Origin of the sequence: Croceicoccus estronivorus, from assembly GCF_001625325.1 — a bacterium.
GTDB classification, from domain to species: domain Bacteria; phylum Pseudomonadota; class Alphaproteobacteria; order Sphingomonadales; family Sphingomonadaceae; genus Caenibius; species Caenibius estronivorus.
In genome coordinates this window covers 95368-108384 of sequence record NZ_JRQQ01000004.1, presented here as the reverse complement: position 1 = coordinate 108384, position 13017 = coordinate 95368, and the positions used below count along the sequence as shown (strand labels likewise).

Genomic DNA, 13017 nt, shown 5'->3' with positions numbered 1-13017 from the left:
CGAAAGCGAAACTGTCAACGTCTTCTCCAGAGAAATCCAACAGGGAGCGCCGCATACAATGCGACACCCCGACCCAGTTTCAATTCAGGTACGGAATCCAATTTCCTGTCTCTGAAATTGAGGTTCCCTATATACATAATAAGGAGAGATTGATAATAATCTAATTTGATGTTTTATATATCAGGATGAACGTGTGATCACTTCACAGCAGATGCGTGCGGCAAGAGCCCTCCTGGGGGTAGACCAACGCCAACTGGCGGAGCTGGCAGGCCTTTCCCTGCCAACGATCCAGCGCATGGAAGCTTCCAACGGCCAGGTGCGCGGAGTCGTGGACACACTGGTGAAGGTAATCGCCGCACTGGAAAGTGCCGGGATCGAAATCATCGGCGAAAACGCGGCCAGCGGCGGTTTTGGCCGCGGTGTCCGCCTTCGGGAAACCGCCAACGGCCGCAAGTCGCAACGGGCTGGATCGCTCCTGTTCGACAAGGCTGATCCAGAAGAACGGCAGGGCTGACCACCATGCTCAGCCTGACTCCCAAACTCTGGACAGTGTGGAAGGAAGGCTACGATTTTTCGACTTTCCGCACGGATGCCGTTGCCGGCCTGACCGTCGCGATCGTTGCACTGCCTCTTTCGATGGCCCTTGCAATCGCCAGCGGGGCCTCGCCGGACAAGGGCTTGATTACCGCCGTGGTCGCCGGGCTCCTGATTTCGGCCCTCGGCGGGTCCCGGGTCCAGGTTGGCGGGCCGACCGGCGCATTTGTGGTCGTCGTATTCAATGTCATCGCAACCCATGGCTATGACGGGCTGCTGATCGCCACATTTCTGGCCGGCCTGATCCTCATCGCAACCGGCGTTCTCAGACTGGGAAGGCTGATCCGATTCATTCCGCACCCCGTCGTCACTGGCTTTACGGCAGGTATCGCCGTCATCATCGCCACCTCTCAGGTCAAGGATTTCCTCGGGCTTGCAATCGGCGAAGTCCCAGCCGACTTCCTCCCGAAGTGGGGCGCCTATTTCAAGGCAATCGGATCGATTGACCCGGCTACGCTGGGGGTTGGGCTGGCCTCGCTGGCTCTCATCATCGTGCTGCGCAAGCTCGCCCCCAGGCTGCCCGGCTTCCTGATCGCGATCGTCTGCACCTCTGCCGCCGTCGCAATCTTCCATCTGCCGGTCGCGACCATCGGATCGCGTTATGCCGATCTGTCTGTCGGCATTCCCGCTCCTTCGTTCCCCGACTTTTCCCTCGCCAAGGTTGGCGAAGTGGTACCGTCCGCCTTCACCATCGCATTCCTTGCGGGAATCGAGGCCTTGCTCTCGGCAGTTGTCGCCGACGGTATGGCGGGAACGCGGCATCGGCCCAATCAGGAACTGGTCGGACAGGGTGTAGCCAATATTGCGTCTGCCATGTTTGGCGGGCTGCCGGCCACCGGCGCCATTGCTCGTACCGCAACCAACATCCGTGCCGGTGCGCGCACGCCCGTCGCGGGCATGATGCATGCGGTTTTCCTGTTGTTGTTCCTGCTTTTCGCAGCGCAGTTGATGGTCCTCGTACCGATGGCCGCCCTCGCTGCAATCCTGTTTATGGTCGCATGGGGCATGAGCGAGATCGACCGCTTCATCGCCCTGCTCCGCATGCCAAACAGCGACCGGGTCGTGTTGCTGCTGACATTCGGGCTCACCGTGCTGGTCGACCTGACCGTCGCCATCGGCGTCGGCGTCACTGTCGCTTCGTTGCTGTTCATGGCCCGCATGAGCGAGACCGTCGCGCTCGAAACCGGCGAGAGTCTGAAACCCGACACCGAACTGGATAGCGACGACCTGGCCCAGCGGAAGGAACTCCCGCCCGGCGTGGAAGTGTTCCGCATAAGTGGCCCGGTGTTTTTCGGCGTTGCCGGGGAATTGCTGGATACCCTGCGCCGCATGGGACAGAAGCCGAGCGTCGTGATTCTGCGCATGCGGCTGGTTCCCATGCTTGATGCGAGCGGTGTGTCGATGATCGAAGAATTCGTCGCACAGGCAAGGCGCGCAGGTACGCAGATCATTTTCTCCTCGCTGCAGCCGCAACCCACGGCGATGCTGGCCAGGGCAGACATCACCCCTTCAACCGAAGGGCTCCACTTCGCACCGAATTTCGAGGCAGCCGTCGCTCTTGCGGAAACCTGTGCAGGGAAGCAGCAATCCGCCGATAATCCGGCTCAAGGGTAAGCCTCCCCGGTCAGGGCATTCAGGCGCCATGCGGCTACGGTCCGCATGCTCTCTGCCTCCAGCAAGGCGGCTTCGGCTTCGATGGCCTCACGCTCCGCATCGAGCACGGCCAAAGTCGGTTTCGCGCCTACTTGCGCTTCCAGCCGCGTTCCCCGTAACGCTTCCGCTGCCGCGTCACGCCGTAACAGCGATGCATCGGCCATGCGGCGGGCCGTAATCAGGCCCTGCCAGGCGTCGATGACCATGCCTTCCAGCATTTGATCGGCCTGCCTCAACCGTGCCTCAGTGGCACTCAGATCGGCATCTGCCGCACGCGTCTGGGCTGCGACCCGGCCTCCGGCCCAGAGCGTCCAGCGACCACGCACGCCAACCGAAAAGGAATCCGCCCGATAATCGGGAAAGAACTGATCCCGCACATGGGACGCTTCGGCAAAGACCCCGACCGTCGGCAGCCCTTCGGCCTCTGCGGCGCGAACGCCTGCGCGGGCGACATTGATCGCTTCCCTTGCCTGACCCAGCGCCGGATTGGCATTGCGCGCCAGATCGAGCGCTTCATCCAGCGATGCGGGCGTTTCCGGCAAGTCCGGCAAAGGGGCCAGATCGCCGGCGGGCTTACCCGTCAGCCGCTGGTAGGCCGCCTCCGCAGAAATCCGCCGTCCCTGTGCGGAGGCCAGCCCCGCGTCCGCCTCTGCCTTGCGTGCACGCGCCTGTGCCAGTTCCGAGCTCGGAATTTCGCCTACCCTATAGCGCAGTTCCGCCTGCCGCTCGGTTTCCGTCAGTTCCGTGACCAGACGCCCAAAACGCGTTTCGAGCTTCCGCGCAGTCAATGTTTCCGCATAGGCGCGCACCGCCTGGACAATGGTTTGCAGCCGGGCCTGCTCCGCCTGCAGCTTGGCAATCTCCGCCCCGCCCTTCGCCTGGTCGATGGCAGAAGATATCCGACCTCCGGCAAACAGCGGCATTTCTGTGGTCGCCTGAACGGAGACCGGGCGCACGTCATCCGCAGTAATCCCGAAGAACCCGTCGTTGTCGATCCTGCCCGTGGCGACGGAGCCCTCCACCCGCAAGAGAGGATTACGCTCTGCCCGGGCGCGATCCAGCCGGGCCCTCGCGGCCCTCTCTCCCGCGTCAGCCTCTGCCAGCACAGGCGCATTTTCAAGCGCATCGGCAATTGCAGCGGACAAGTCCTGTGCTGCAGCCACGGGCGCGACAGCGAGACATGGCAAAGGCAAAAGAGCGAGAATCAGACGACGCATGGGCAACTCGCTTCAGTCGAAAGCGTTGCCGGGCCGGATGCCCAGCTTCTTGAATACTGCGGCCGCCGGGCAGAATCCGGTAAAGCTGGCCTGAATCATGTTGAGCCCGGCAAAAATCGTCAGGGCGATCCACCAGGGGTGGACATAAATCGACAGCAGCACACTGACGAGGACGACACACCCGGCAAAACGGAGGACAGCAGCATCGAGAGTCATGACCATGGTCTCCTAGTCGAAGCGGAGTTTGCGGATGCCAAGGACATGGAGCATGAGCTTTTCATAGAAGGGCTCACTCTCCCCCTTGCGCACCTTGCGCAGAAAGTATTTCTCAAACCCGATCTTGGCCAGATGAACCCATTTCCCGCTCGATGACCAGTTGCGGTTACGCGGGGGGATCTGCGGTTCTGCTACGAAGGCGACACCGCCATCACCGAAGTCGGCCAGGCATACCGCGTTCCATGTCGCCTCCGCCGTCGGCTCCAGCCCATCGAGTTCACTGCCGATGTTCTTGGCGATGGCCGTCACCATCGATTCAATCATGAAGCCGGTCTTCGGCACACCCACCGGAACCGGGGTCGGGCCGACCGGCGGAATGGCGACACAGACACCCAGTGAATAGACGTTCTTGAAGGCCGGGTTCCGCTGATTCTTGTCAGCGAGGATGAAGCCGCGGGGATTGACCAGCCCTTCTATCCCTCGCACGGCTTCCACTCCGCGGAATGCCGGGAGGATCATGGAAAAGCCAAAGGGCAAATCGTGGGTCGCCTTGACCGATCCGTCGTCCGCCACTTCCTCGACATGCATCATGCCGTCTTCGACCTTGGGAATCCTAGCATTGGTGATCCATTTGATGTGCCGATCACGCATTTCACTTTCGAGCAGCCCCTTGGTGTCGCCCACGCCATCAAGGCCGAGATGGCCGATGTAAGGTTCTGCGGTGACGAACGTCATCGGCACCTTGTCGCGGATCTTGCGACGGCGCAGTTCCGTATCGAGGATCAGCGCGAACTCATATGCCGGGCCATAACAGGAGGCCCCTTGCGCCGCGCCGACCACAATCGGCCGGGGATCCTTCGTCAGTTCTTCGAAAGCATCGGCTGCGGCAACCGCATGATCGGTCTTGCACACGGATTGCGTATAGCCGTCCGGGCCGAGTCCCTCGATCTCGTCGAAGGCGAGATCCGGGCCGGTTGCAATGACAAGATAGTCGTATGAGAGCGACGTACCATCGTTCAGTTCGACTCTGTTTTCTTTGGGATGAACCCGCTTCGCCCCTATGGCGGTAAATCCGATGCCCTTTTTCTTCATGATCGGCGGGAGATGCACCTTGATCGCATCGGCTGTGCGCCAGCGGACAGCAACCCATGGATTCGATGGCACGAACCAGTAATCTTCCGAGTCGTTGATAACAGTAACTTCCGCCCGGCCTTTCACCGTTTCACGGAGTTCGTAAGCTGCAATCGTACCGCCAAGGCCCGCGCCAAGGACAATGATCTGAGGCAATGACATATAAGCTCTCCCGCCTTCTCATCCCTTCGAAGCGACCCGAGGGGCAACTGTACATCGGGTTACATCGTTCTTGACTTATATAAGTATCACAGAATATAAACAAGAGATAATGTTGGCAGATTGCCGCTAAGGAGATGGCAAGATGGTTTTCGGGTTTGGCAAATCGAAGCATCAGGAAATCAATGCGCAGGAACTCGACGCGATGCTGCGCGACGGGAGTGCGCTGGTCGTTGACGTGCGCGAACCGGACGAATTCGCCGCAGGGCATATCCCGGGTGCGGTCAATCTGCCGCTATCGCGTTTTTCGCCGGATGAACTGCCTGATCCTCAAGGCCGCCAACTCGTACTCAATTGCCTCGGCGGCAAGCGATCGGGAATGGCGCTGGACAAGTGCGGTATCGCAAAGGCCAATGTCGATACGCACCTTGCCGGGGGTTTCAACGCCTGGCAGGCCGCTCGCCTGCCCGTCGAACGCTGATACAACGAGGGGGAGGAGGGCAATGAGGGCATCGATCAGCGCCCTGACACTGTTGCTGGCCGTGCCGCTGGCAGCATGTGGGAACGGCGACGAAGCCACCACGGCAGCCAGCGCGCCCACCGGCCCGAAACTGGTTCTCCAACCGACCGATACGGCCAGTTGGCAGGATGTCAGCGCGGAAACCACCACTGTCGATCAGGCTCAGGTCCTCGCACGTATTCCAGGCATTCTCACCACGCTTTCCGTCCGTGAAGGCGACGTGGTGAAAAAGGGCCAGACGATCGGCCGGATCGTCGACAGCCAACTCGGCTTCCAGGCCGAAGCCTACAAGGCGCAGGCGGTACAGGCGCAGGCTGAACTGGCGAGGGTGCGCTTCCTGCACAAGAACGGTGTTTATGCCGATGCCCGGCTGGAACAGGCGGAAGCCATGGCAGCCTCTGCCCGCGCGCAACATGCAGCGGCAAGCGCGGTTGCCAGGCAAGGCGCGGTCGTCGCCCCGGCTTCGGGCCGCGTGTTGCGTGCCGATATTCCCGCCGGGGCCCCCGTCGCGCCGGGAATGGCTATTGCCGTCATCACTGCAGGGCCGACAATCGTCAGACTGGAAATGCCGGAATCCCTGTCCACCAAGGTGCATGTGGGATCACGTGTTACCGCTGAGGGTATTGGTGAGGGCTCCGCGACGGGCACTGTGACCAGGCTTTACCCTTCGGTGTCTGCCGGTCAGGTCACTGCCGACGTCACAATGCCGGGAATCGACAATCAGCTGATCGGGCGCCGGGTTGCCGCCAGAGTGGAAACCGGCACCCGTAAGGCCCTGCTGGTGCCTGAAAGTTATGTGATGAGCCGATACGGCATTGATTATGTGACAATTCTGGCCAAGGATGGCTCGGCAGCCCAGGTCCCCGTGCAAACGGCCCCGGTGGCTGAGCCCGGCAAGATCGAGATACTCTCGGGCGCGGCAGCGGGCGATACCCTCGTCAGCCAGAAAGCCGGAGCCGCCGGCAAATGAGCCTCGGCATTTCCGGCAAGCTGACGCGCGCGACAATCCAGTCGCCGCTGACACCTCTGTTCCTGCTCGCCGCGATCATGGTCGGGCTGATCGCCACGATCACGATCCCGCGCGAGGAAGAACCCCAGATCAAGGTGCCGATGGTCGACATTCGCGTCGCCGCGCCCGGTCTGGGAGCGTCAGACGCAGTGGAACTGGTGGCCAAGCCGCTGGAAACAATCGTCAAGAGCGTCGATGGCGTCGAGCACGTCTATACGCAGGCCCAAGACAATGGCGTCATGGTGACAGCCCGCTTTCTGGTCGGTTCGGACCCGGAAGATGCAGCTACCCGCATCGACGAGAAGATCAACGCCAATATCGACCGCATTCCGGTGGGCATCCCCCCACCGCAAGTGACTGTGCGCGGGATCAACGATGTGCCGATCGTCGTCCTCACATTGGCGCCCAAACCCGGTGCTCCCGGTAACTGGAACGATCAGGCGTTATACGAACTGGCCGGCAAGCTCAGAACCGAAATCGCGAAAGTCGACGATGTCGGCCTGACCTTCATCACCGGAGGACAGCGGGAAGCCTTGCGGGTTGTGCCCGACCCCGCCAGGCTGGCCGCCCATCGCGTGCCCTTGGGCAATGTGATCGAGGCCGTCACTCAGGCCAACCGCTCGTTTCCCGCAGGCCGCGTGCGCGAAGGTGGCCAGGCCGTCTCGGTAACTGCCGGACAGACTCTGAAAAGCGCGGAAGAACTGGGGAACCTGACCGTCCGCTCAGCGACCGGCGCACCTGTGCTGTTGCGCGACGTTGCCAGGGTTGAACAAGCGCCAACGCAGGATCAGGCGCGTTCATGGCGCTGGGCAAAGGTCGAAACCGGCACGGACGCAAAGCCCGGTTGGGCCATGACGCCAGCCGTTTCCCTCGCCATCGCCAAACGTGCCGGCGCCAATGCCGTGACCGTTTCCGAAGGCGTGGTCGACCGGGTCGAAATGCTCAAGGGCAAGCTGATTCCGGAATCCATCGCCGTTTCCGTCACCCGGAATTACGGTGAAAGTGCGAACGAAAAAGCCAACGAGCTGATCTTCCATCTCGCCCTGGCAACCGTGTCCATCGTCATCCTGATCGGCTTCGCCATCGGCTGGCGGGAAGCAGGCGTCACCGCCATCGTCATTCCCACCACCATCATGCTGACAATGTTCGCCAGCCGGGTGATGGGGTTCACCATCAATCGCGTCAGCCTGTTTGCGCTGATCTTCTCCATCGGTATCCTTGTCGACGATGCTATCGTTATGATCGAGAACATTGCCCGGCATTGGGCAATGAAAGACGACCGCACGCGGATAGAAGCAGCCGTCGATGCCGTCGCCGAAGTGGGCAATCCGACCATCATCGCCACTTTGACAGTGGTAGCCGCCTTGTTGCCGATGCTGTTCGTCTCCGGGCTGATGGGCCCCTACATGGCACCCATTCCGATCAATGCGTCTGCCGCGATGATCTTTTCCTTCTTCGTCGCCGTCATCATCGCACCGTGGCTGATGGTCCGCTTCGCACGCACTACGCTGGCCGGGCACGAACACGAAGGCGCCCATGGCGGCAAGCTGGGGCAACTCTATGCCCGCTATGCCAGCCGCGTGATCGCCACCCGTTCCAGCGCGAAGAAATTCCTGATCGGTGTCGGCGTGGCAACTCTGGTCGCCTGCTCCATGTTTTACTTCAAGGCCGTGACAGTGAAGCTGCTGCCGTTCGACAACAAGAGCGAAGTCCAGCTGGTGGTCGACCTGCCCGAAGGGAGCAGCCTGGAGGCAACGTCACGCGTGCTTGAGCAGGCTGCAGCCATGACGCGGCAGGTACCCGAAGTTGTCGCGATGGAAGCCTACGCCGGGACTTCGGCGCCGTTCAATTTCAACGGCCTGGTGCGCCATTACTTCCTGCGGGCAGAGCCTGAAATGGGCGATCTGATGGTCACGCTGGAGCCCAAGGGCGATCGTTCACGATCAAGCCATGAAATCGCTGTCGATCTTCGCGAAAAGCTGAAGGCGGTTCCCTTGCCGCAGGGCGGATCGATCAAGGTCGTCGAAACGCCGCCCGGCCCCCCGGTACTGGCGACATTGCTCGCGGAAATCTATGGCCCGGACGAGGGCACCCGGCGTGCAGTCGCCATCGAGGTCGAAAAGATCTTCAAGTCCGTGCCGTTCATTGTCGATACCGACAACAGTTTCGGCGATCCCCGCCCAACGCTACGGATCGTGCCGGATCGGGCGCGTCTCGATCATTACGGTCTTTCCGAAAGGCAGGTATTCGACAGCATCGGCACGTTGCTGGGCAACCAGACCATCGGCTATGCTCCACGCGGCGGAGAACGCGATCCCTTGCCGATCGAAATGGCGCTCGACCAGTCGCAACGGAGCTGGTCGGCCTCACTGGCCGCAACGCCGGTCGCGGTCGCCCCGGGCGGGCAGCTCCTGCCTCTGGGCGAATTGGTGGATGCTTCGGTCCAGCCCGGCGGGCAGACGATCTTCCGGCGGGATGGACGGGGTGCAGCCATGGTCATGGCCGACCTTGCCGGACGCTACGAAGCGCCGATCTACGGCATGTTGGCAGTCGACGATGCTATCGGCAAATACGACTGGAAAGCCCATGGCCTGAGCGAACCCGAAGTGATCCTGCACGGCCAGCCGGACGACGAAAGCCATCCCTCGATCCTGTGGGACGGCGAATGGGAAATCACCTGGGTGACGTTCCGCGATATGGGCGGCGCCTTCATGGTCGCCCTGCTTGCCATTTACGTTCTGGTCGTCGGACAGTTCGGCAATTTCAAGATTCCGCTCGTCATCCTCACCCCTATTCCCTTGACGCTGGTGGGGATCGTGCTGGGCCATATGCTGTTCCAGGCCCCGTTTACCGCCACCTCGATGATCGGCTTCATTGCTCTTGCCGGGATTATCGTGCGCAATTCCATCCTGCTGGTCGATTTCATCAGGCATGCCCGGTCTCCGGACAAATCCCTGCGCGAAACCTTGCTTGAAGCAGGCATGATCCGGTTCAAGCCCATCGTGCTGACCGCTGCCGCGGCCATGATCGGCGCAGCCGTGATTCTGACCGATCCGATCTTTCAGGGCCTGGCAATTTCCCTGCTGTTCGGCCTTGCTTCCTCCACTCTGCTGACCGTTCTGGTCATTCCGGCGATCTACGTGGTCTTGCGCGATGACGGAAAACCTCTACCGGAAGCGCCGCAATGAAGCCCACCGACCTCTCTGAACTCAAGGCCAACGCCACCAGTATGGCGGCACGGCTAAAAATCATGAGCCATCCGGAGCGGTTGCTCATGCTGTGCCGGCTCGACGAAGGCGAGGCATCTGTCAGCGAACTGGTCGCACTGTCCGGCCTCTCTCAATCCGCGGTATCGCAACATCTTGCCATGCTGCGGGAAGAAGGCGTCGTCAGTATCCGGGGAGAGGCGCAAACGCGATATTATCGCCTCAAGGATCCGATCGTGAGCGCGATCATCCATGCTTTGTGCGAGCTGTGCGGAGATGGCTGCGAGCAAGCGCCGGAAGGCTGAGCATCCCGCCCGCTTCATTCGGCTTTAGTAACGCTATTTTAGCCATATGGGTGCAGCTTCCCCGTCCATACCATTGGAGGGAGAAATGGGATGGATCACGGACACGCGCCACTGTTCGGCCTCGAATTACCAGGCGCTATCCATCGTCGGGGGCATTCGGACCGGCAGGTTTTCGTTTCGCGGCTTTCTGCCGACGAATGCCGACTGTCTGGCGAGAACCTCGACCTGCATGCCGGTGACCGCGTGGATCTGTCATTCAGCACGATTGGCCCTTTCACAGCCGACGTGCATTCGACGGAACAAGGCACGGCCTGCGTTAGACTGGTGCCGCCGCTTCACCCGGCAATCGTCCAACATTTCGCCGCGTTCGTTCACCTTGCCGAATAGCAGACCCAAGCCAGGGATCGGAGGGCAATGCGATGTTCAGGAAAGTGCTCTTGCTCCTCTCAGTCGTGGTCATAATCATCTGGTTCGCAGGTGACGGCCTGACCAAATTGAAAAACAGTGCGCTGGGAACCGCAAACAAGGAATCCAGCTATGCCACCAGTGGGCATGACGGCTGGTAATGGCGGCGGGCCTCAGGCCGCAGGATTCACACCACGCAGGCTTTCTGCATCGCTTTCAGGCGAACTCGGCACGACTGCCAGGCCCGATAGCAATTCAAACCCACCCGGGGTGAGAAGGTCAGGCACCAGCCGTATCTTCCAGTGTGCGGCAGGGCGATGGGCCGGATCGGATGATCCCGGTTCCACGACCATATTGTAGGCTGCATCGCCCACGACTTTGCGCAACCGCCGGATCGCGCGCTGAATCACACCACCAAGCACGTTTCTCTCGTCTTCGCTTCCTTGCGCAAAATCCGGTGAATGACGGATCGGCACGATCCATTGTTCCAACGGGCCACGCGCTGCGAGCGGGACGAGCATGGCGAACGTGCCGCCCATTTCGACCACCCGGTCACCTGCCGTCAGTTCCCGTTCCAGATATTCGCATGTCAAACAGCGGCGATGCTCCTGATAATGCGCGAGCGCCCGTTCCAGCCCCTCTGCCAGCAATGGCGGCGTGAATGGCATGCCGACCAGTTGCGAATGAGAATGTGCCACGGATGCCCCGGCCCCTTTCCCGCGATTGCGGAACAGCGCGACCGCCTCGATACCCGGCATTGCCGACACTGCCGTAAACCGGGCGCGCCAGGTATCGACGATTGCCTGCATTCCGGCCGGATCGAGATCAGGCAGATCGGCGTCATGCCTTGGCGTCTCGATAATCACTTCATGGCGTCCATAGCCGCTTGTCAGGCAATCAGCAGGCAACTCTCCGCCTGCCCCAGACAGGATCGGGTATTTGTTCGGCACCACCCGCGTGAACCATCCAGGTGCCTCGTCACCCTCGCGTTCTTCCACCATGGGCGGGAGCATATGCTCGTTACCAGGGCAGAACGGGCAATCCGGATCGAACTCCGGCTTGCCCTCATGAGCAACAACCGCTGTTTCCGTTTCGTCAATCTCGTGGGGCCGGCGGGCCCTTCCCGGTGCGATGACAGACCACAGACCACTGAGAGGATCCTGCCTGAATTCACTCACGCGTCAGCGCCCCCAACCCGGATGGCCAGTCTTGCCGGTCAGGCTGAAATGCGGTTCGAAGGCACCGAACAAATCCAGCCAGTCTTCCATCAGGCGCGTCATCAGAAAGCGTGAGCGGACGGTTTCACGCGCTTCGCGCCCTATTCTCGCCCGCAGATCATGATCCTTGAGCACCCGCACGATCTGGCTCGCGGCCTCTTCGACGCTATCGACCAGAAACCCATTCACATTGTCTTCGATCTGGTGCCTGATCCCTCCGACATTGCCGCCGATAACGACTGTTCCCTTCCACATCGCTTCGGTAACGGTCAGCCCGAATCCTTCCCTGATCGACTTTTGCAGAACAACTGCGGCCCTGCGCTGCAACGCATTGACCAGGGCGGAATCCTGAACCGAAAGGATGTGGATCCGTTCTTCCCTGCACTGGCAAAGCGATTCAAATATTTCCTGGCCCTCGGGATCGTCGGTCGCAATGTTTCCGACCAGCACCAGCGTGGCATCCACTTCCTTGCGCGCGATGCGGAACGCCTCGATCACGCCTTGCGGGTCCTTCCACTTGTCGAAGCGCGAGACTTGCACCACCAGCGGCAGATCATCCGGAATCCCGTAATTGCTCAGCCGTTCGTCGATTTCTTCGTCCGACAACCCCTTGTTGGTTGTCGAAAACGGATTGATCGCAGGCATGATGAACCGCTGGGGCGGAGAAATTTCCTGAGCATATTCGGGCAGTGAAAGGACGACCGCATCATAACGCTCGATAAAACCACACAAGTAATCCCACAGGCCGGGATCCGGCTGGGTCAGGTCGATATGGCAGCGCCACACCCACGGCGACTTCTTCCTGAAATAATCGATCAGGGGGAGAGGTTGTGGATCGTGCACCACGACAAGGTCGTGATCGAGATGCATCCGGGCGGCGTTTTCGTAAACGACTTCCTCGTAAACGTCCTGCTTCATATCGCTCAGGTTGATTTCGCCACCCTGCAACGCATTGTGCATCTTCTTGGTGATGCTGAAGAAATCTGGGCGCCCCTGAAGCACCCGCCATCCGGAGCGTATGCCGGCGCCATTCATCAGGAGTGTCAGCGAACCGAGGATTTCCGCAACACCGCCGCCATAATAGGTCGAGTTCACGTTGACGACGTGCAGGTCGTGCAACCGCTCCGCCTTGGCCAGGATCCTTTCGACAGTTTCCCCGCCAATCAGCGGTTCATAACTTTCAACTGTCGGCAGAGAATAAGGGATCGAATCCGTCGATAGCATATCCATTCGTTTCAGGCCTCCTCCTTGGGAATCACATCACGATGGCCTGCCCCTCCACGGCAGCCGTCAAAAATCCGGAAACGGTCTGACAATCGCGCCAATTCCGGACCGGTCGCGGGTCATGCAGACTAGAGGCGCCCGGCAAGGGGAAGCAAGCCATG

At 60.7% G+C, this 13017-nt stretch carries 13 protein-coding genes; 8 read left to right on the top strand and 5 right to left on the bottom strand.

Annotated features, from left to right (window positions below):
• Window positions 1-193 precede the first annotated feature (193 nt).
• Window positions 194-514, top strand: coding sequence for a helix-turn-helix domain-containing protein (locus MB02_RS08100; RefSeq protein ID WP_067535342.1), 321 nt, complete (start codon window positions 194-196; stop codon window positions 512-514).
• 5 nt (window positions 515-519) lie between these two features.
• Window positions 520-2208 (top strand): SulP family inorganic anion transporter, encoded by a 1689-nt coding sequence (locus MB02_RS08095; RefSeq protein ID WP_067535339.1) that lies wholly within the window; start codon window positions 520-522, stop codon window positions 2206-2208.
• Here the strand turns inward: MB02_RS08095 and MB02_RS08090 are convergent.
• Genes MB02_RS08090 through MB02_RS08080 form a run of 3 tightly spaced genes read right to left on the bottom strand, consistent with a single transcriptional unit; the run spans window position 2199 to window position 4973 of the window.
• A complete protein-coding gene (locus MB02_RS08090; protein WP_067535336.1) occupies window positions 2199-3464 on the bottom strand; it encodes a TolC family protein in 1266 nt (421 codons plus the stop codon). The genes MB02_RS08095 and MB02_RS08090 overlap by 10 nt on opposite strands.
• Window positions 3465-3476: 12 nt before the next feature.
• Window positions 3477-3680 carry a YgaP family membrane protein gene (locus MB02_RS08085; protein WP_067535388.1) on the bottom strand — a complete coding sequence of 68 codons (204 nt, stop codon included), beginning with the start codon at window positions 3678-3680 and terminating at the stop codon, window positions 3477-3479.
• Window positions 3681-3692: 12 nt separating this feature from the next.
• A complete protein-coding gene (locus tag MB02_RS08080; RefSeq protein WP_067535327.1) occupies window positions 3693-4973 on the bottom strand; it encodes an NAD(P)/FAD-dependent oxidoreductase in 1281 nt (426 codons plus the stop codon).
• Window positions 4974-5115: 142 nt separating this feature from the next.
• On the opposite strand from MB02_RS08080, the gene MB02_RS08075 reads away from it, so the two are divergent.
• The 6 genes from MB02_RS08075 to MB02_RS17675 all read left to right on the top strand — a co-directional run bounded on the left by MB02_RS08075 (window position 5116) and on the right by MB02_RS17675 (window position 10576).
• Window positions 5116-5451 carry a rhodanese-like domain-containing protein gene (locus MB02_RS08075; RefSeq protein ID WP_067535324.1) on the top strand — a complete coding sequence of 112 codons (336 nt, stop codon included), beginning with the start codon at window positions 5116-5118 and terminating at the stop codon, window positions 5449-5451.
• 22 nt (window positions 5452-5473) lie between these two features.
• Complete coding sequence (locus tag MB02_RS08070; protein WP_067535320.1) at window positions 5474-6460, top strand: efflux RND transporter periplasmic adaptor subunit; 987 nt, start codon at window positions 5474-5476, stop codon at window positions 6458-6460.
• A complete protein-coding gene (locus MB02_RS08065; RefSeq protein WP_067535317.1) occupies window positions 6457-9687 on the top strand; it encodes an efflux RND transporter permease subunit in 3231 nt (1076 codons plus the stop codon). The genes MB02_RS08070 and MB02_RS08065 overlap by 4 nt, the downstream gene beginning before the upstream one ends.
• Window positions 9684-10010, top strand: coding sequence for an ArsR/SmtB family transcription factor (locus MB02_RS08060; RefSeq protein ID WP_067535314.1), 327 nt, complete (start codon window positions 9684-9686; stop codon window positions 10008-10010). The genes MB02_RS08065 and MB02_RS08060 overlap by 4 nt, the downstream gene beginning before the upstream one ends.
• A 90-nt stretch (window positions 10011-10100) precedes the next feature.
• Complete coding sequence (locus MB02_RS08055) at window positions 10101-10397, top strand: hypothetical protein (RefSeq protein WP_067535310.1); 297 nt, start codon at window positions 10101-10103, stop codon at window positions 10395-10397.
• A gap of 32 nt (window positions 10398-10429) precedes the next feature.
• Window positions 10430-10576: a hypothetical protein gene (locus tag MB02_RS17675; protein WP_156495457.1), complete on the top strand. Its 147-nt coding sequence runs from the start codon at window positions 10430-10432 to the stop codon at window positions 10574-10576.
• A gap of 12 nt (window positions 10577-10588) precedes the next feature.
• On the opposite strand, the gene MB02_RS08050 is transcribed toward MB02_RS17675, so the two are convergent.
• Complete coding sequence (locus tag MB02_RS08050) at window positions 10589-11593, bottom strand: galactose-1-phosphate uridylyltransferase (protein ID WP_082826068.1); 1005 nt, start codon at window positions 11591-11593, stop codon at window positions 10589-10591.
• A 3-nt stretch (window positions 11594-11596) separates the two neighbouring features.
• The gene (locus MB02_RS08045; RefSeq protein WP_206598582.1) at window positions 11597-12862 is read right to left on the bottom strand and encodes a glycosyltransferase; all 1266 of its coding nucleotides are present in this window, start codon (window positions 12860-12862) and stop codon (window positions 11597-11599) included.
• Window positions 12863-13017 lie beyond the last annotated feature (155 nt).

Bases quoted from the DNA above. Each gene is read 5' to 3' on its own strand.
- MB02_RS08095 (WP_067535339.1), top strand. From the start codon at position 520: ATGCTCAGCCTGACTCCCAAACTCTGGACAGTGTGGAAGGAAGGCTAC.
- MB02_RS08090 (WP_067535336.1), bottom strand. From the start codon at position 3,464: ATGCGTCGTCTGATTCTCGCTCTTTTGCCTTTGCCATGTCTCGCTGTC.
- MB02_RS08085 (WP_067535388.1), bottom strand. From the start codon at position 3,680: ATGACTCTCGATGCTGCTGTCCTCCGTTTTGCCGGGTGTGTCGTCCTC.
- MB02_RS08080 (WP_067535327.1), bottom strand. From the start codon at position 4,973: ATGTCATTGCCTCAGATCATTGTCCTTGGCGCGGGCCTTGGCGGTACG.
- MB02_RS08075 (WP_067535324.1), top strand. From the start codon at position 5,116: ATGGTTTTCGGGTTTGGCAAATCGAAGCATCAGGAAATCAATGCGCAG.
- MB02_RS08070 (WP_067535320.1), top strand. From the start codon at position 5,474: ATGAGGGCATCGATCAGCGCCCTGACACTGTTGCTGGCCGTGCCGCTG.
- MB02_RS08065 (WP_067535317.1), top strand. From the start codon at position 6,457: ATGAGCCTCGGCATTTCCGGCAAGCTGACGCGCGCGACAATCCAGTCG.
- MB02_RS08060 (WP_067535314.1), top strand. From the start codon at position 9,684: ATGAAGCCCACCGACCTCTCTGAACTCAAGGCCAACGCCACCAGTATG.
- MB02_RS08055 (WP_067535310.1), top strand. From the start codon at position 10,101: ATGGATCACGGACACGCGCCACTGTTCGGCCTCGAATTACCAGGCGCT.
- MB02_RS17675 (WP_156495457.1), top strand. From the start codon at position 10,430: ATGTTCAGGAAAGTGCTCTTGCTCCTCTCAGTCGTGGTCATAATCATC.
- MB02_RS08045 (WP_206598582.1), bottom strand. From the start codon at position 12,862: ATGGATATGCTATCGACGGATTCGATCCCTTATTCTCTGCCGACAGTT.